The 18,544-nt window shown below is 63.0% G+C and carries 16 protein-coding genes; 3 read left to right on the top strand and 13 right to left on the bottom strand.

What is annotated here, in order from left to right; translation table 11 throughout:
- Positions 1-12 precede the first annotated feature (12 nt).
- Genes C5F46_RS10250 through C5F46_RS10225 form a run of 6 tightly spaced genes read right to left on the bottom strand, consistent with a single transcriptional unit; the run spans position 13 to position 5,998 of the window.
- Positions 13-393, bottom strand: a complete 381-nt coding sequence (locus tag C5F46_RS10250; RefSeq protein WP_107325257.1) for a head decoration protein — start codon at positions 391-393, stop codon at positions 13-15.
- A 54-nt stretch (positions 394-447) separates the two neighbouring features.
- Positions 448-1,761 carry a S49 family peptidase gene (locus C5F46_RS10245; protein ID WP_168796874.1) on the bottom strand — a complete coding sequence of 438 codons (1,314 nt, stop codon included), beginning with the start codon at positions 1,759-1,761 and terminating at the stop codon, positions 448-450.
- Positions 1,761-3,257, bottom strand: coding sequence for a phage portal protein (locus C5F46_RS10240; RefSeq protein ID WP_107325255.1), 1,497 nt, complete (start codon positions 3,255-3,257; stop codon positions 1,761-1,763). The genes C5F46_RS10245 and C5F46_RS10240 overlap by 1 nt, the downstream gene beginning before the upstream one ends.
- Before the next feature lie 3 nt (positions 3,258-3,260).
- A complete protein-coding gene (locus C5F46_RS10235; protein ID WP_074555978.1) occupies positions 3,261-3,476 on the bottom strand; it encodes a phage head-tail joining protein in 216 nt (71 codons plus the stop codon).
- A gap of 1 nt (position 3,477) precedes the next feature.
- Positions 3,478-5,514 carry a phage terminase large subunit family protein gene (locus C5F46_RS10230; protein WP_107325254.1) on the bottom strand — a complete coding sequence of 679 codons (2,037 nt, stop codon included), beginning with the start codon at positions 5,512-5,514 and terminating at the stop codon, positions 3,478-3,480.
- Positions 5,462-5,998, bottom strand: coding sequence for a hypothetical protein (locus C5F46_RS10225; RefSeq protein WP_107325253.1), 537 nt, complete (start codon positions 5,996-5,998; stop codon positions 5,462-5,464). The genes C5F46_RS10230 and C5F46_RS10225 overlap by 53 nt, the downstream gene beginning before the upstream one ends.
- Positions 5,999-6,114: 116 nt before the next feature.
- On the opposite strand from C5F46_RS10225, the gene C5F46_RS10220 reads away from it, so the two are divergent.
- The 3 genes from C5F46_RS10220 to C5F46_RS10210 are packed head-to-tail and all read left to right on the top strand — an operon-like array spanning position 6,115 to position 7,099.
- Positions 6,115-6,342, top strand: coding sequence for a hypothetical protein (locus C5F46_RS10220; protein WP_107325252.1), 228 nt, complete (start codon positions 6,115-6,117; stop codon positions 6,340-6,342).
- On the top strand, positions 6,332-6,556 hold the full coding sequence (locus tag C5F46_RS10215) for a hypothetical protein (RefSeq protein WP_107325251.1): 225 nt from the start codon (positions 6,332-6,334) through the stop codon (positions 6,554-6,556). Before C5F46_RS10220 ends, C5F46_RS10215 begins: the two co-directional genes overlap by 11 nt.
- A gap of 9 nt (positions 6,557-6,565) precedes the next feature.
- A complete protein-coding gene (locus C5F46_RS10210; protein ID WP_107325250.1) occupies positions 6,566-7,099 on the top strand; it encodes a DUF3489 domain-containing protein in 534 nt (177 codons plus the stop codon).
- Positions 7,100-7,112: 13 nt separating this feature from the next.
- Here the strand turns inward: C5F46_RS10210 and C5F46_RS10205 are convergent, their stop codons facing one another.
- The 7 genes from C5F46_RS10205 to C5F46_RS10175 form a co-directional block, all read right to left on the bottom strand.
- Complete coding sequence (locus C5F46_RS10205) at positions 7,113-8,195, bottom strand: HNH endonuclease signature motif containing protein (protein ID WP_107325249.1); 1,083 nt, start codon at positions 8,193-8,195, stop codon at positions 7,113-7,115.
- A gap of 21 nt (positions 8,196-8,216) precedes the next feature.
- Positions 8,217-9,542 (bottom strand): site-specific DNA-methyltransferase, encoded by a 1,326-nt coding sequence (locus C5F46_RS10200; RefSeq protein ID WP_107325248.1) that lies wholly within the window; start codon positions 9,540-9,542, stop codon positions 8,217-8,219.
- On the bottom strand, positions 9,539-10,798 hold the full coding sequence (locus C5F46_RS10195) for a site-specific DNA-methyltransferase (RefSeq protein ID WP_107325247.1): 1,260 nt from the start codon (positions 10,796-10,798) through the stop codon (positions 9,539-9,541). Before C5F46_RS10195 ends, C5F46_RS10200 begins: the two co-directional genes overlap by 4 nt.
- Before the next feature lie 457 nt (positions 10,799-11,255).
- Positions 11,256-13,325 carry an AIPR family protein gene (locus tag C5F46_RS10190; RefSeq protein WP_107325246.1) on the bottom strand — a complete coding sequence of 690 codons (2,070 nt, stop codon included), beginning with the start codon at positions 13,323-13,325 and terminating at the stop codon, positions 11,256-11,258.
- A complete protein-coding gene (locus C5F46_RS10185; RefSeq protein ID WP_201161476.1) occupies positions 13,322-14,296 on the bottom strand; it encodes a PD-(D/E)XK motif protein in 975 nt (324 codons plus the stop codon). Before C5F46_RS10185 ends, C5F46_RS10190 begins: the two co-directional genes overlap by 4 nt.
- Positions 14,283-17,027 (bottom strand): Z1 domain-containing protein, encoded by a 2,745-nt coding sequence (locus C5F46_RS10180; RefSeq protein WP_201161475.1) that lies wholly within the window; start codon positions 17,025-17,027, stop codon positions 14,283-14,285. Before C5F46_RS10180 ends, C5F46_RS10185 begins: the two co-directional genes overlap by 14 nt.
- Positions 17,024-18,517 (bottom strand): ATP-binding protein, encoded by a 1,494-nt coding sequence (locus C5F46_RS10175; RefSeq protein ID WP_107325244.1) that lies wholly within the window; start codon positions 18,515-18,517, stop codon positions 17,024-17,026. Before C5F46_RS10175 ends, C5F46_RS10180 begins: the two co-directional genes overlap by 4 nt.
- Positions 18,518-18,544 lie beyond the last annotated feature (27 nt).

The following is an 18,544-nucleotide window of genomic DNA, read 5'->3' as shown; positions in this document are numbered from 1 at the left end:
AGACGGCGCGCGTCAGACGCCGTCGCGAGCGATGATGCCGACGGTGGCAAGCTGGGCGATCTTGGCGGTGATCTTGGTGCCGTCATCGACAGTGGCGCCGTAGGCGAGTTCTGCGCGCGACACGATCGTGGGGCCACGGGCGACGACAATGCCTGTCGCATCCGCCAGTGTGGCATCGACGGCGTAAAGCAGCACGGCGCTGGCGACCTGCGAACCGTCCGCCCCGGTCGCAGGTGACAGGGTATATTTGCCGCTGGCGGTGATCTTCCCCAGCACCGAACCGACCGGATAGGGCAGGCCTTGCAGCAGCGTGATCACCTCGCGGGTATAGTTCGGGTTGACCTCATATTTGAGGACATCGCCCATGCTGGGCGGTTCCGTCAGGACGGGCATTGGTCAGTCTCCATGGTTTGGGGAAGGGGGAAGGTGGAGGAAACGCGCGCTAGTTCAGCGCTTCGCGTCTGTCGCGGCCTTCTTGGCGGCAGCGATGATCGGGCTGTCTTTGGCGGCAGCTGCCGCGGGGGCGGTGGCGATGATGCCAGCCGCATCGCTGCGGGCGGCGAGATCAGCCAGAACCCGGGCGCGAAGCGCTTCGGGTTTCAGCCCCTTGGTGACCGCGTCGGCCGCGTCGATGGTCACGCCCAGCCGGGCGGCCTGTGCGCAGACCTGCGCAACCTCGGCCGCCTCGGCGCGCACTGCGTCGGCGGTCATGGTCGAGGGCGCTGCATTGGCCGCCGCAGTGGGCGGCTCTGGCGCACCCAGAACTGGCGGTATTGCCACGGGTGTCGTCGCGTCGGCGGAAATTTCAGGCGTGGTGGTCATCTGCGGACCCTTTCTGTTGCTGGAAGTTGTGCCTCGAGGTGCGGCGGCGAAGGCGGTGAAGGCGGTGACGGGATCGGCGAGATCATCGGCCAGACCGGCGGCGATGGCCTCTGTCCCGCGGAAGACCGCAGCTTCGGTGGCCAGCGCGGCTGCATGGGTCAGCCGATCCCCGCGACCGGCGGCGACGGTCTCAGTGAAGAGGAAGCGCACCACTTCCAACTCGCGCTGCATCTGGTCGTGCACAGCTTCAGGCAGCGGCTGATAAGGATTGGCATCAGTCTTGTGCGCCCCGGCGTGGATCAGCGTGACCGCGATCCCCTTCTGATCCAGCGCCCCACTCATATCTGTGTGCAGCGCCACCACCCCAATGCTGCCGACAGCGCCCGTGCGGGGCAGGATGATGCGGTCGGCTTGGCTGGCCAGGACATACCCAGCCGACAGCGCATGTTCCGCTACAAAAGCGTGGACCGGCTTTTGCGCCCGCGCCGCCCGAATGCGATCCGCCAGATCGAAGGCCCCGGCGACCTCGCCACCGAAGCTGTCTATGTCGAGCGCGATGCCGCGCACGCCGGGATCGGCCAATGCGGCCTGCAACTGAGCGGCAATGCCCTCGTATGAGGTCAGACCCGAGGATTGCCCGATCCAGGCACCGCGATGGACCAGCGTTCCGGCGATTTCGATGACCGCGATGCCATCGACCACCGCATAGGGTTGGGTGCCATTCCGCAGGTGGCGCTGGGCAAGATCATTGCCAAAGAGCGAAGCTCGGGCGGGAACTGCGGCAGCGGCCTGATCATCGGCTTCCACGTCCAGCCCCTGGAAGGTGATCTCTTGCCCGGTGATGCGCGGGCCAAGACCGGACAGGAAGGCCAGTGCCTTGGCGGGGTCCACCATCAGCGGCGTATTGAACGCGCGCTGGGCGATTTGCGCGTGGTGCATCATGCGCCCTCCTTAGGGTCAGGTTTTTCGTCGCCGGTGTCGTCGGCCTCGTCGTCCTTTTCTGCGTTGGCAGCTTCAGCCGACTTGCCGCTTTCACCCGGCCCCTGCGCCGGGGATCCCGGGCGGCGGAAATCAAGGCCCAGCGCCGCCTCGCGTTTTCGTTCAGCGGCGATTTCGCGGTCCACCTGTTCTGCGTCGTATCCCCGCTCTGCCAAGGCTTGCGTCCGAGACTTCAGGCCTGCTTCGATCTGCAGGATCTCGGCCGAGGCGTCCTTCATCGGGTCAATCCAGTCCCATTTCGTGGGCAACCAGGCGCAGGCCTGATATTGACGCCGCTGGCTGTCATAGCCCGGCAGGTCCAGCGCGCCCGACAGCACAGCAGTGTCCATCCAGCGCACCCAGACCGCCCGGCAAAGCTGATAGACCAGCACGCCGTGCTGCCAGGCGGATATCCGACGGCGGAATTCGATCAGAGAAATCCGGGTGTTCGAGAAGTTGCCCTTCGCCGTGTCGCCGGTCAGATAGCCATAGGGCACGCCCAGCGCGGCGGCGATTTGCAGCAAGGTCCGATACTGGAACGGTTCATAGGTGCCGCCCGAGTCCGGTGTGGCAGGGGTGGACACATCCTCGCCGGGATCGAGCCGCACCACCTGTCCAGGTTCGACCTCCAGATCCTCGTCGGTTGGGTCCAGCGGGGTTTCGGGCGCGGGTGAAGTGATGAACATCGCGAACATCGCCGCGATCTTTTTCCGCTCCAGCTCGGCATCGTCATAGAGGTCCAGCGTGAACAGCTTCACGATGGCGGCTGCAAACCGTGACACGCCGCGCAATTGCCCGGCCTCGACCGGGTCGAGGACATGGATCACGTCGGCGGCAGGTACACGGACGGTTTCGCCGGATAGCCCCGGATCGGTCAGATCACCGGGATGGCGACGCAGAAAGTGATATGCGACGCGGCGGCCGATACCGTCGAACTCGATCCCCTGCCGGATCAGCCCGGCACCGGGCAGCGTGCGGTTCATGTCGAGGGGTAGCATTTCTGCGGGCAGCATCTGCAACTGGAGCGGCACCGTCAGACCGTCCTCGGCCCGGCGCGGCCGGATGCGAATGAACACCTCGCCTGACAGGAACACTTCGCGCGCCGCGCGCCGTTGCAGCCCGTAGAAATCCGTCAGCCCTTCTGCGTCAGCATCGTCAGTCCACGCGAGCCACAGCGCCTGCAGCTCTTCCTTCTTGGCGGCATCCGCGATGGTCGACGAAGGCTTGATGCCATCGCCGACGACATTGCTGGCGAAAGACTCCACTGCATTCGCTGCATAGCCATTGTTGCGCACCAGCCAGCGGGCGCGGGCGGTGATCGTGTCGCCCGAGGCGGCGATCAGCGTGTTCACATGCGCGCGGGAAGCCCTAAACCCGCGCATGCGACGATGGGCTTGGGCCGCATCGAACCCGCCGATGATCGACCCCAACCGCTGGCGGAAAGCCTCGAACGCCATGGATCACAGACCTTTTGACGCGACAGTGCCCCAGCGCCGACGGCGCGGCGTGCCGGTCGTGGCTGTGGCGATCCGGGTTTCGAGGTCACTGATGGCATTCGCCAGTTCGGCGTCCGAGCCATAGTTGATCGACTTGCCGTCATAGCTGACCGACCGGACGCCCGCGTAGCGCGCCTCCTGAAGTGCTGCCAACAGGGCGCGCATCCGTTCCAGATCCATCTCAGTCCCTCATGAAGTTCGGTGTGTAGGCCCGACGTTTCCGCCGTGGCGTGGTCGGTGTTCCGGCCTTGGGCGTAGTCGGAGCAGCCGGTTCAGTTGTGGCGACGGGCGCCGCATGTCGGGTTTCCACGCCTGCCTGCGCTTCCAACCGCCGCCAGGTCGCCTCGTCCCAGCGATCTGCGCCCATGATCCACGCCGCCGCCCGGGCATAGACCCGGGCGTCGAGCGCCTCGTTGCGTTCCCGCATCTTCTGCCATTCGGGGTGGGCGTAGCCGCGCTTGTTGCGCACGGTGACCAGCTGTTCGGCCACCAGCTGCTTCAGCCATTCGGTGTCGATCCAATCGGGCAAGTGCACCGTGCCGGGGGCGTCGAGTACGCCCAGCGCGCGGTCTTCGTCCGAGGGGCGTTCCAGCCGCAGGAAGCGGTAGGTTTCGGTTTTGAAGGACGCGGTGGCCACCGACCACAGCCGCGCCCCGCGGCGCAGGCGTTTGCCGCCGATGGTGGCGTCGACGAAGGTCGGGCCCGACACCGGCGTCGCGCGGTTGAAGCCTTCGAGGCCTTTGATCGGTGCAACTTGGTCGAACCCTTGCTTGCGTGCCCAAGCGTAGACGGCCGGGGCTTCATAGCCGGTGTCGATGGCCAGCTTGCCGATCAGCATCACCGCGCCATTGGCGCAGGTCCATGTCCGGCCGAGCAAAGCCGTCAGCTTGTCCCAGCAGGTCGGATCGTCGGGGCCACCCGCGATCACGATGTGATCGACCAGCCAGCTCTCCAAGCCCCGGCCCCAGGCCCAGACATCGACTTCGATCCGGTCCTTCTGCACATCGACGCCAGCCGTAAGGAACAGACCGCCGACGGGGATCTGCGCGCCCGCGTAGCTTTCGCGACGTTCCGCCAGCCGCTGCCACTCAGGGGCTTCGCCCGACTCCACCCATGTCTCGCCCAGCAGGGTGTTGCGCGCGACGCGCAGCATTGCCTCCGAGCCTTGCGCCGCCAGCCATTCCCGCGCGATCTGCTGCCAGCTTTTCCAGCCCAGCGGCGAATAGAGTGCCGAGATATGGAAGCCGATGGAATGCGGATCGGCGGAAACAGCCGTCGCGCGCCACTCCCCGCATTCCAGCATCTGAGTCTTGTGATGCTCGGCGATGGGGCGTTCGCAGCCCTCGCAGTGATAGGCCGCCGTGTCGGGCCGTCCTTTGTCCCAGCGCAGGCGTTCGAACTGCAGCCATTGCATCGCCCCGCAGTGGGGGCAGGGCACGAAATACCGGCGCTGGTCCGATGCCTCGAACTCGCGCTCGATCCGGCTCAGCCCCCGGATCGTCGGGGTCGAGACCATGAACACCTTGCGCCGGTGCGAGAAGGTGGTGGTCCGCGCCTCGGCCAGTGTGACCGGATCGCCTTCCTCGTCGGCAGAGGCCGGATAGGCATCTACCTCGTCGAGGAAGATGTAGCGCGCGGGCATCGACCGCAGGCCGGTGGCGCTGTTGGCACCGGTCAGCACCAGGATACCGCCGGGGAACTCCTTCGACAGCATCGAATTGCCCGCGTCGCGGGACCGTGCCGGATTGACTCGTTCGCGCAGCGCAGGGGAGTCAGAAATCAGAGGATCCAGCCGTCCGCGTGACGTACGCTTGGCCAGTTCCAGGGATGGCAATACCGCCAGCATTGGCCCCGGCGCGTGATGGATGACAAAGCCGATCCAGTTGTTGCCAGCCTCGGTCGCGCCGACCTGCGCCGCCTTCATGAAGGTCACGCGCTGCGCAGGGTGGCGCGGTGACAGCGCATCCATGATCTCGCGCAGGTAGGGCGCGCGGGCCGTACGATAGCGCCCCGGTTCGGCCGCCCCGCGCGAGGACAGCCAGCGATGTTCATCCGCCCATTCCGACACCGTCAGGTCTGGGTCGGGACGCATCCCTTTGCGCCAGGAGCGCAGTATGTCCTCGGCCCCGTCAAAGCCAAGGTCGAGGTCTGCTGTCAGGTTATCGCTATCCGAGGGAAACTCGGAGATCGGCGAGGTCGTCGAGGTGCTGTCTGACATGGGCTTCCAACACCCTCTGCAGGATCGCGGCCTCGATGATCACCGGTGTTCCGGTTTGTTTCTCCACTCCCAAGGCCACTTCGGCCGCCATCAGCGCCGCCACTCTGTTGGGCCAGGTCACCCATGCGTCGCGCTCCTGTCGGGCCAACCGGAACACCAGCGCTTCCGCCCGGGCGCGGTCCACCAGCGTGCCCTTTTTCTTCTGGATGCCCAGCTGCTTGTCTTGCGCCTGGTAAACGGTCAGCGCGGTGCGGGCCTTCAGGTAGGACGAGCTGTCCGCTGGCCCTGAGAAGCCGCTGTCGCCGCCGGTGCTGCGGCGCTGCTGGTCGGGATCGGTCATCTCGCCACGCCGCACATCGGACGCGGTGGCGTTGATAGACCCATCGCTGTAAACCACCAGCCGACTGGCTTTTCGGGCCTTCTGGATGGCCCCGCGCGACAGGCCTGAATGGGCGGAATACTCCCGCTCGGACATACCTTCCATGCTGTTGATCGCTACACCTAAGGCAATGAAATTGCTAGTTATTCAGTTGATTACACTCCGGTAAGGAGCGATTCTGATTGCATCAGAACGATGCAACTCACCCCGGAGACCACGCCATGACCATCCGCCGCGCGACCGACAATACTAAGGCCCTCGATGCCTTCATGACCGCCAAGTCCCAGATCGACGCTATGCTGGAGCGCCTGAAGACCCTGAGCGACGATCACTTCGAGACCCACCCCGACGAGATCAACTGGGGCCACGTCGGCACCCTGAACCACTATGCCAGCCTGTTGCGCCAGATCACCGACGCCGAGTTCAAGGAGGGCGACCATGCCGCTTGATCCCGCCCAGCGCCACCAGATCGAACAGGATGCCATCACCGCCGAATGGGAGGCAGAGCGACTGGCCGCCTGCGACGAGGCCATCGCGCTGCTGCGTGAGATCGCCGATCTGGACCGCGACGACGACGGGGACGTGATCATCGGCACGGATGCTGATGGCCACAACGACCTGATGGCGCGCATCACCGCCTTCCTTGCCCCCAACGACCAATAGGGGAACGCCATGACCAAGCTGACAGAAACCCAGACCATCATCCTCAGCGCTGGGGCCCAGCGCCCCGAAAACATCGCTCTACCGCTGCCCAAGGGGCTGGCCGGGGCGGCGGCGAAGATGGCCGTGACCAAGATGATCGAACACGGCTGGCTGCTGGAGGTCGACGCCAACCTGCGGCGCAACGAACCGCTCTGGCGCGAGACTGGCGATGGCCATGGCACGACGCTGGTGGTCACCGACGCCGGTCTGCTGGCCATCGGGATCGAACCGGTGGTGGTGAAGACGGTGATCGCGATCCGCGCGCATGCCGCCAAAGCTGCGGCCCCCAAGCTGCCGATCCAGCGCGCCGGAACCAAGCAGGCGCAGATCATCGCCATGATGCAGCGGCCAAGAGGCGCGACGGTCGCCGAGATGGTCAAGGCCACCGGATGGCTTGCACATACAGTCCGCGCCTCGGTCTCGGGCGCCCTGAAGAAGAAGCTGGGCCTGCCCATCACCGCTGAAAAGGTCGAGGGCAGGGGGACGGTGTATCGGCTTGCCTGAAGTGGCAGATCGATCAGCAGTAGTCGTCCATGCAGTCGTCGTAACTCTCACCCGTCAGTTCACAGAAGGTCTTGAGTGCCCCCTGTAGGGTAAAATACTGGTGTTCGCTGCGGTGGTAGAAGAATTCGCCACGGACACCCACATGCGCCACAGCCCAGCACTTGATCGCATGATCGCTTGGATCGTGCGTAAGGACCACGAGGCTGTCCTCTGTCATGTCATGCTGCACGACCAAACTCTGGTAGAGATGGTTTCGTGCGAAAACACGGCCAAACTTCAGGTTTTCCCCGTAGCGTTGGAGCGCGTCCTCGGTCACCGCCTCCGGACAAAGAGGGAATTCTGTCGGCACTTTCCATTTTACCTGCACGACTGACGGCGTCAGCGACTCATATTCTTCTGGCGGCGGTTCATAACTCGCCCGCTCTCTTGTCCCATAAAGCCACTCGCCCAGCGCGCCGCCGCTTGGGGCAGCGCCACTCTTCGCCCATTCCTGCAAACGTGCCTTTGCGGCTGCTGCCTCGTCCTTCGACAAGGTGCGCATCCAGGATATGTCAGGAAAGGCCTTGTCTGTCTGGACCCGGGTGGGGTCAGCGAAGAAGGCTTCAATCGAACCGTAGACCAGTTCGATGCGCCGAGCAGAGATTTCGTTGAGCAGTACGTTCTCAAGGCGGGTGACCCAGCGCAGGTTTTCTGGTCGATTGTTCGCCCTGTTCGTATCGATGTGATCAACGACATGACGGTCAGTGGGCGGCTCGCCGTGAAAAGCCCAGCACACAATCCGATGGACAGGCACGCCGCTCAGATACAAGTAGCCAGTCGACAACCCTTGTCGCCCAAAGGTCCATTGGTCATCAAGCGGTCTGGTCTTCTGCCGTTTCTGGGGCAGACGATGCGCGGAACCATTGTCACGAACCCGATACCGCTCGCCACGGTATTCGACCTCCACTTCGCGTTCAAAGATGTCGATCAGCTGGTCGGCCTTGCCGTTGCGGGGAGATGAAATGGAAGGGCTGCGCATCAACTGCTCCGGTGCAATGCGGCCTTTCAGATACTGAAGGCGGTAGACCGGGTTCCCATTCTCCTTCTGCGTAAACATTCGCAAGTTCCCGCCAACTGGTCAATCGCGGCTGGCTATCAGCCCCGTCGCAATCTCCCACCGCCGCACGGCCACGTCGCAATAGGCCGGGTCCAGTTCCATCGCGAAGCACCGCCGTCCAGCGCGTTCGGCGGCGACCAACTGGGTGCCGGAGCCGCAGAACGGCTCATAGATCAGATCGCCGGGATCGCTGAAGGCCATCATCACCGCCTCGACCAGCGCCACTGGAAACACCGCTGGATGCGATCCAGCGGCACCCAGCCCGCCCTTGTGGCGCATGATCCGGAAGACGCTGTCGGGGATGCGGTGGCTCTGGATCGCGTTGCCGGTTCCGGTCTTGGCGTGGACGGTACCGTCGGCCCCGCGCAGTCCGCCGCCACCGAGGGTTTCGCCCGCGTGCTTCGACGGGACGGTTTTGTGCGGTTTGCGTGGGGCACGATTGAAGTGGAAAATGAACTCGTGCGATGGAGCCAAGCGACCGTTCCAGTCGCCCGGCAAGCCCGGCCCCTGATCCCAGACATACCAACCAAACCGTCGCCAACCAGAGGCGCGCATCCATTCCACCCATCCTTCCCAATAGGGCTGCCATTCGCTGTCGCGGTGCACGAGGCCTAGGTTGACCAGCAGCTGTGCGTCCGTTTTGACCGGTGCCGCGGCGAACACGCCCTGCATCAGCGCATCCCAATCGCCGACCTTTTCCTTGGCCGCGCCATAGTCGCGCTGCTGGGCGTAGGGCGGCGATGTAAACATCAGCGTGGCCTGTTCGCCCTGCATCAGCCTCGCGACAGCGGCCGGATCGGTGGCATCGCCGCAGCACAAGCGATGTTTGCCCAGCGCCCAGATATCTCCCAGCTTGGTGATGGGTTCGGCGGGAGGGGCGGGGATGGCATCGGCCGCATCGTCGTCGATCACCGTTCTGTCGTCGTCGCCCGCGTGCAGCAGTGCGTCCAATTCATCCTCCGGAATCCCGATCAGCCCGAGGTCGAAATCCTCGGCTAGCAGCGCCTGCAGTTCTTGAAAGAGAAGCGCCTCGTCCCAGCCGCCCAGTTCGGTCAGCTTGTTGTCGGCGATGCGATACGCCCGGCGCTGGGCTTCGGTCAGGTGGCCAAGCACTATGACCGGGGCCTCTGACAACCCAAGTTGCGCGGCGGCCAGGATACGACCATGGCCAGCGATCAACTCGCCGTCGGCCGCGATCAGCACCGGCACGGTCCATCCGAACTCGGCCATGCTGGCGGCAATCTTCGCGACCTGATCGGCGTCGTGGGTCTTGGCGTTGCGGGCGTAGGGCTTCAGCCGGGCGAGGGGCCAGTGTTCGATCCTGCCCGGTAGGAGGGGCGCATTCATGCCGCCAGCCTTTTCGCCTTCAGGTCGGCAAAGGTCTCGCCGGTATCAGCCAGCACGGCATTGGCGCCGGTAAATTGCTGCCAGCGCTCGATTGCGACATCGACATAGGCAGGGTTCAGTTCGATCCCGAAACACACCCGCCCCGTGGTTTCTGCCGCGATCAGCGTGGTGCCGGATCCCATGAAGGGTTCGAACACCGCTTGGCCCGGGCTGGAGTTGTTCAGGATCGGGCGGCGCATGCATTCGACCGGCTTCTGGGTTCCGTGCACCGTCTCGGCGTCCTGATCCTTGCCAGAAATGTGCCACAGCGTCGTCTGCTTACGGTCGCCAGCCCAATGGCCCTTTCCGGTCTTCTTGACTGCATACCAGCAAGGTTCGTGCTGCCAGTGATAGTCGCCGCGGCTCAGAACCAGGCGGTCCTTGGCCCAGATGATCTGCGACCGCACTGCGAAACCTGCCGCAACCAGGCTTTCGGCGACGGTCGAAGAGTGCAGCGCGCCGTGCCAGACATAAGCCACGTCGCCAGGGAACAGCGCCCAAGCCTCACGCCAGTCGGCCCGGTCGTCATTAAGCACCTTGCCGGTGCGCTTGGTTTTGGCCGCACCAGCCTGGTTGCGCCAGGACGGATCGTATTCCACGCCATAGGGCGGGTCCGTCACCATCAGCAGCGGACGAACATCGCCGAGCAGCCGCCCGACCACATCGGCGGAGGTGCAGTCACCGCAGATCAGCCGGTGCGACCCGAGCTGCCAGAGGTCGCCTGCGATGGACACGGGCGTGACCGGCGGTTCGGGAATGTCATCTTCGCCCTCGACCGCGCCGCCGTCTACCTGATCCGGGTCGCGCAGGAGGGCGTCCAAGTCTTCGTCGGCGATCCCCAGCAAAGACAGGTCGAAATCCTCGGCCAGCAGCACTGCGATCTCGTCGCGCAGCATGGCCTCGTCCCACTCGCCCAACTCGGTCAATTTGTTGTCGGCGATCCGGTAAGCCCGGCGTTCAGCTTCGTCGAGGTGGCCGAGCCGGATCACCGGCACGTCCTTCAGCCCCAGCATGATCGCGGCCAACACCCGGCCGTGCCCGGCGATCAGCTCGCCATCGTCGGCCACAAGGCACGGCACGGTCCAGCCGAACTTCGCCATGCTGGCGGCGATCTTGGCGACCTGGTCCGTGCCGTGGATCTTGGCGTTTCGGGCATAGGGGCGCAGCCGGTCGAGAGGCCAAGTCTCGATCTGGCTCGGCGCAAAGACCAGGTCCATCGGGTCGCTTCCATGTGGGGCAGGGGCGGGCAAGCCGATGCGCGTTGGGCGATACCAACGTGAGGATCAGGATCCGCGATGTGAGGAAATGAAAAACGCCCGCGAGGAGTGTCCTGCGGGCGCAATTCTTCGATGATCAAGGGGTAGGTCAAGGGGGGCAGCTTTGTCAAATGAAAAATGCACGCGGATTCAATGGCTTCCCTGCAAGTGGCTTCCGCTGGCTGGCTTCCGGCAAGGTGGCTTCCGCAAACTGGATTCCCTGGATTCCGCAAAGAATCCAGCGCGCCAAGATCGTGATTCCGCAAGCCTTTGATAATGAGTCGCTTTTTCCAAGATCACCCGGCAGGTGGATTCCGCCTGGCTTCCCCGGTGAAACTGCCTGTCGCTAGCGAAACGCCGCGCTGCGCCCCCCCGCATACGTTCAGGGCCGGGGAGGAACCATGCCGAGGGGGTGGGCCTAGGACTCGCCGAACCCCTGATCCCTCATGCGCCCGAGCGCATCAAGGGCATGGCGGGCCTGCAGGTCTGAGGGGATCCGGCGCGGCATGGACGCGCAGATTTCGAGGATCTGCATGTCTTTGGGCGTAAGGCGTTTCCGCTCGCGTCCCCAAGCCAAGACCTCCTTCCAGAACTCAGCGCCCAAGGTCACCACCTCCGCCTGGGCATTGATGCCCTCTGTCATTGCCTTCTTAGCCTTCTCGTCGCGCTTTGCCGCCTTGGCGGTATCCACGAGGGTCAGGCAGGTCTCGAAGTCATCGTCATAGTTCAGCGTTCGACCCTTCATCCCGTTCCAGCATGCCTGCTGTTTTGCCCACTCCGACATGTTGCGGACACCTGCGGGAGGGTGGGTGATGACGTCATGTGCCTCTGCTGCGGCCAGAAGCAGAGCGCGCTGGAGGGCCTCCGGAACAGACTGCCGTCTCCAGATCGCGTCGAGGTCGAGGACCTGCTTCTCGCCGTTGGCATCGTGAAACACCTTGGCCATAGAGTAGGTGACGATGTTGGCGCGATAGCCACCCTCGTACCACGGCTGCTTCGGAACCTCGGTCTCGAGCCAGCGAAACACGATCGCCTTCGAGACAAGCCGCTTGTACCAGAGCTCGTCATACTTGGCGTCGCTCCTGGACCATGATTCACCGATGTCCTTGGCGAATTCGGCGAAGTTCTTCTGGGCCCCGCGCGAAACGATGTGCGGCTGGCCGGCCGCCGAGAACTCGAACTTGGCGAGATCGGTCTTGCTGAAGAGCTGTGATTTGGGGAACTGGATGTCGAAATCGGTCTGGGCTTTCCCTTTCACCTTCGGCCGCGCGTTGACGAACTGACCGCGCGAACGCTCGTAGAACCACTTGGTGTCATGACGCTCGCCAGCACGCGCCGGAAAGAGAACGCTGCGCGAGAACTGTTCCATCCGGATATGGAAGGGATGGTTCGAGAAGAAGTCCGCAGCGTTCACCTTGTTCTGGGTGTTCGCGTATTCCGAGATCTTCGGCACGATGTCCTCGGACCTGTCGGGAGGAACGACGGTCAGTTTCATCTGTACGAACACTTGCGGGAGCTGTTCCTTCGCGGACTTCAGCCCAGCGTGGATTGACCCGGTTGTCTGCGCGCCGTTGACGATCTGCAGGTTGCTGATCGATGCAACGGCCAACCCGTCATCCGTCCTTACGCAGGACACGGCATCGGCGGTGGCCGACAGCCCGTTGTTGTAAGGGAAGAAAAGCTCGGGCTCTTCCTTGACGGTCTTCTGAATGCCCTTGTTGGTCTTGGCCCTCGCCTGAAGAAAGGACCGGACGTTGGCTTCGAGAAGTCGAGCGCCCCACTTGTCATAGATCGCGGCCAACTGCTCCCCTGGCACGATTAGCAGATAGCTTTCGAGGGCTGCGCCAGACTGTGATGCCTTGAGCGCAGGAAGGGGCGCCCCAAAATCCTTGGCAAAGTCTATGACCATATCCTCGCGGGCCTGTCCCGAGCGGTCGAACCGCTCGAAGCGTGCCAAATCCCAGACCGACCACGTAATCGGCACCTCGCCGATGTCCGCCAGTTTCACCGTATCGTCGCGGCCGATGTACTGCCGGTTGGAAATGAGGATCAACTTGACCTTCGTGACCTGCGACCACGTCGTGATGATCAGGTCCGAGACCTGGAAGGCGGGATTGGCCTCGTTCAGCGAGTCCCGGAATTCCTCGGTCTTTGCCTTCTTCAGAAAACGGATCAGGGGGTTCAGGATAGGGGGCACGTCCCCCTTGCCAAAGGTCTGGACAGTGTCGCTGTCGGCAAAGTCGCAGACGATCAGCCCCAGCACACCTTCGCTGTCGCGCGGGTCACCCGCATAGCCGTCAATCCGCAGTCTCTGGGCACCTTCACCGCTCTGGTAATAGGCGCGATCAGCGACCTCCAATTCCCCGGCTTCGGTCAGCCTTTCAGTCATCCGGTCGAAGAAGGCTTCCACGGGAAATACGCCGCTTGCATCTGCTTCACGGCGTATGTCGGCCATCAGGTTCTGGTGATACTCGTCAAGTTCGCTCATGCCTGCTCTGCTTCGTTCAGCGTTTCCCGCATCGTGCCCCAATCCGTCCGGAATGGCGTGCAGGCAGAAAGGGCGAGGGCGTAGGAAACCGTGGATAGTCCGAGCGGCACGGGTGCGGCAATCCGTGGAAAGTCCTCGGTCACTGCATGGAAATCGGGGGACGACACGATCCAGCGCCAGGCCGAGTAGTCGTGCAGGATGTCGAAACCGGCATCGGCCAAGTGCAGATCCCAGTCCATGATGGCTGAGGGCTCGGTCCGTTCCAGAAGCTCGGTGACTTCCGAGACATACTCGGTCAGCGTGCGGCCATGCGGCGGCTGCACCTTGTCGACGGCCAGCACCGCAAGCCAAAGCCGCCGTTCCGGCACATCGGCCAGCTGGAACTCGTTCGTGATCTTCACGAAGGGCTGCGATGCCCCGCGCCTCGCCTTGACCTCGATGCAGTCGGCCTTCAGCTCGAAATCCTTCGGTGCGCCGGAAGGGCCCGTCCACGCGGTCAGCGCCGGTTTTGCGCTGAGCGTGGAAATCAGCAACTTCAGTACTTCGATCTCGCCGATCAGGCCCTTCTGGGCTTCTTCCGAAAGCACTTCGAGCTTTCCGCCGCGCAACAGGTAATGCCAGCGGAAGGTTCGCCCGATGGCGCGTTCGAGGGCCTCGGCCTCCGTTTCGGCAAGCTCGCCAGCCGCCATCACATCGCGGCAGAGGGTCTCGAACAGTTCCAGTTGCGCGCTGTCCTTGAGCCGGATGTACAGGATCGGTCCACCAGGCAATGTCTGGAATCGTATTTCGAGGTTCCGGAGCTTTGGCAGGTCCGGGGTGGGCTTCGGGAGGTCACCAAGTTGCAGGACTAGCGCGACATCGGCTCGTGGCATTACTGCCCAGAACCAGTTCCACCGTGCCGATGCCGAAACCCGGCGCGTGTCCACCTTTCCGGCCTCGAGGCCGGACCATGGCGTGTCAGTCGGTATCACCGCGCGCCTCCTCCTCGATCTCTTCATCGCCGAACATCTCGCGCATGCGGATGGTGTTGACGATGTATTCCACCGTGCCGCCTGCGATTTTGCTGGACGGGAAGGAAAGACCCCATGCAAGGATGTCCTTCCCGTAGACGGTCTTGCCATCGGCATCTTCGACCTTCGGCCGCACGAGCCGCAAGATCAACAACGGTCGTCGTCCCTCTACCGACCTGTAGTAACTGGGGTTTATCGTGGACTTCGGTTTTGCTTCGGGACGGTCGCGCCTGAAGGCGTTCTCGGCGGCCGCGATCTGATCGTCCGTCAGCCCTTCGCGTTCATCCTCGGCCGAACCGACTCGGCGGCTTGTGCCGCTGATCGTCAGAACGCCCTTTGCGAAGTCGCGAGGGTCGACCGACCGCCCGTATGGCACGAGATCCAGATGCCCGAAGGCGACCGGATCGAACTCCTTTCCGGTCGAACTGGCAATGAATACGTCCCACAGCCGCAATTCGCTGTCGGCCCGGGCGGCGATGTAGTCTCGGATCAGCTTGGGGTCCGTCAGAAGATCGGCCGGCACATTCGCCGGATCCGTACGGAAGGTCCGCAGGAAAGCGTCGATCCGCCCGACGGCCACGCCATTCACCAGGTGACCGCGGCTTCGCTTCTCGAACGCAAGGCCATCTGAAACCAAGTCCTGCAGCAGTGCCTCGCCTGCCGCAAAGTTGCGCCGCATCAGGCCCTCCTCGGCAACGATGCGTGTCGTTTCGACCAGTTTCTCTTCAAGGCTGACCTTCATGGGGAATTCCTTCCCCGTGCCCATCTTGTTCCTCGCCGTCACGATCAGCGATTCCGGGTGGCTGCGGACGGCGAGGCCGAACTGCTCGGGCGTCGCCTTGGCCAGTTCCATGCGCTTCAGCTGGGTCTGCAGGTCGTCCATCGCCTCGTGGATATGGGCATACCAGCCAACGCCATCGGCAGGGATCCAAACACGGCACAGATCCTCGTAGCCGGGCCGGTAACCGAACCACCGGCCCATCTGCATCAGGGTGTCATACATCATGGAGTTCCGCAGGAAGTAGCTGATGGTCAGTCCTTCCAGCGTCAGGCCGCGCGAGAGGGAGAAGCCCCCGACGGCAATCACCGTCACGCCATGTTCCCCACCTTGGTCATAGTCGAGCGGCTGCGACCGCTTTGACGCGTTGACCTCGACAACACGCGCGGCAACCAGAACCTCGTGCAGCCGGGCCTGGACGGCGGGCCAGTCCGCGCCCTCGGCCTCGGTGAACTCGGACTTCCAGACCGCATGCAGGGCGGCAATCTCCGGGCTGCGAAGCGCAGCATGGCCCTTGGCCCCATCGACTGCGACGGCGGCCCGTATCCTGTCGACCACGTCGGCTACCCGGGACCGCAACCGCCCCTGAACATCCGTAAAGCGCGAGGCGTTGATCAGCATCGAGGCATGGGCCCCCTGCTGGCCCCGGGCGTTCCGGATCGCCCGCGCGACGACAAATGCGCGCACGGCACGGATGAGGCTTTCCGGCAGCACGTCGACCGGATGGTCGATCTTGTGCTTCATCGGAAGGATGTCCTCGTTGTCGTCGATCAAACGGACATGCCGTTCACGGGCATCGAGAAACACCTTCTGCGCACCGAAGTAGTTCGACGGCGCGTCGAGGCCGATGATGAAGTGCCGCGGGAACAGGTCCTGTTTCAGGGCATCATCATCGGTGTCCGGGTCGATGAAGATGTTGGCAAACGGCGTCGCCGTGTATCCGACATAGCAGCTGCGGTGGAACATCGACAGCAGCTGCCGGAGCTGCCCATTGATCCGGGTAACCTCGTCCCGTGCGTAGGCCGTGTTGATCGAGGCATTGTCGGCCTCGTCATCGATCAGCAGCATGGGCTGGCTGACCATCTTGGTAGCCCCGGTTGCAGAGTGTTCCTCCAGCCATTCCAGCAGGTTCTTCAGCGTGCTGGAGTTCTTCTTGATCACCAGCACGACGGGCACGTTGTATTGCCCGATCTGGCTGGTGTTCGAGGTGGCCGTGTCCTTGTTGAAGTCCTTGATCGTGTTGGTAAGGGAGACGGGGAACTGGCTGTCACCAAACCGACCGACACCGATGATCTTCTGACGCTGCGCCTTGTTTGCGTGGGCCAGTCGCCCGGTATCCCGGCCGATGAAGCCCTCGTCGATCCTCGCCTGTGTTTGGTTGCGAAGGTTGTTGTGGATGCCCGCGATCACGACGATCAGACGATAGCCTGCATCTGCCGCCTTGCAGATCAGCCCCGTGTAGTTGGCGGTCTTGCCGCTTTGCACATGTCCCACCACCATCCCGCGGCGGCTCCAGGGGCTCAAATTGCGCGGATCGCCAAGACGATCCAGCACACGATCCGTCACCTCGTCCGTCGCGTCGATTACCGACTTCGGCAGTCCCTTCAGGTTCAGGAGTTTGCGGTACCGGCCCCAATAGAAGTCCCCGATCTCGCCGTTGATCCGGGCGTCATGCAGCCAGGGACGGAAATCCTCTGCATCGACAATGGCGCCAAAGCCCATGCTGATGCCGTATTTCTCCTCGATCAGGCGTGCGAGTTCCTCTGCGTCATCATCTTCGACTTGGCCCGCGAACATCGGCATGACACGCAGTTGGGCGATGATCTCCCGGATCGACTGCGCCGTATGGGGGCCGGGCTGCGACGCCATGTACATGGACGTCATGCCCTCGAGGCTACTCAGGATCTGCTTCACGTGTCTTCCTTCGTCTCGATCGTCGCAGCGATGATGCGTTCCGTATCTTCCCAGGCCGATCTGAACGGATCGACATCCTTCATCAGCGACTTGATTTCCTTGATGTCCTTGCGCGCGCCCAGAAGGACCGAGAGGGTTGCCTGAACTGCCTGGGCAAGTGTGTCTTCGTCCACCCGATCCGGGACGATCTGCTCGGCCGTGCCAGCCATGTCTGCGTGCAATGTTTCGATAGGCAATGACGCCCCGACCAGCGCAATGCAGTTGAAGAAGCCGCGTCGCAGATCCGGGGGCAGGCTTTCGGCGAAATCGGCAAACGCCGGATGTTCGATGTTCGGGCGGTAGCGGATCTGCCCATCTGCCTGAATCCGGTGCCACATCGGCAGCCGTTCATGATCGACGAGCTTCTGTCCCCGCTTGCTGTAGGTGCGCTTCGAACCCGCGAGGATGCGTTCGATCACCTTCTTGAGTCGGTCCCGCACCACAGGCGGCAACTGAGCCGAGGATTTCTTGACGTCGATCTTCCAGTCCGCATCCATGCTGTTGGGAATGTCGATCCTGACCCGGGAGAGCTTTGTCAGTTCCGATTGGCGACACAGTCCGAACCAGGTGCCGTGAAGGATCAGACGCTTGCCGCGATAGAGATAGAAGCCCTGCGATTTCAGGTGGCCTTCCGGCCCACCGATATCCTCCCAGTCCGTCTTGGACATCTGCTTGTGATGGGGAAGCGTGAAGCTCTGGATTTCTACATCGCCCTTGATCAGCGTCAGCTTTTCTTCCGGGTCTGAAATGGTCGCAGGATTCTTTCGAGCGAACGGATCAAGCGGACGAAGCAGTCGCCCGTTCAGGAGAATGCGCAGCGGTTTGGCATCTTCCATGAACCGATGAAACACGAGGCGCAGGTGGCGCTCCGTTTCAGCGATCCTCTGGTTGATGACCTCCGCGCGCTTGGCCGCATTGTGGGAATATCCGCCAGTCAGTCGGTCAAGTTTCTGCCAGAGCACAAGCGTACCATGCTGCCCCAGCTTCTCGATGCCCGGGATGAGATCGAAATGATCGGGCAATTGCACCGCCCATTCGTTCCGTTCGGCCACATCATCAAGATCCCAGATGGCTGCGCTGGTTTGCCCTGAACGACGAGACACGACCGTGAGCCGACGGCACTGGGAAAAGCTGGCACTCTTGAGCCCGAGACCGAACCGACCGAGGTCGGGTTCATCACGCGTGGCCAGCGGGTTCCTGCTGCCGGGTCGCATTGCTGCGACAAGTTCGTCTTCGGTCATGCCCAGGCCATCGTCGATGATCGCGATGTAGGGTTCGTCCGAATAGGTCTCCGTGACAATCTCGATGCGATGGGCGCCCGCGGTGATAGAGTTATCGATAATGTCTGAAATGGCCGTTTCGAGGGAATAACCGATATCCCTCAGGCCCTCGATCAATGCCGCGGCGTGAGGAGTGGCATCTGCCCGTCTTGAAACAACAATTTCCTGCATGCGAACCCTTGGCAGTACGATCACGAT

This window comes from Phaeovulum veldkampii DSM 11550 (assembly GCF_003034995.1).
GTDB lineage: Bacteria > Pseudomonadota > Alphaproteobacteria > Rhodobacterales > Rhodobacteraceae > Phaeovulum > Phaeovulum veldkampii.
The sequence above is the reverse complement of the archived record's forward strand: the minus strand, read 5'-3'. Positions and strand labels throughout refer to the sequence as shown.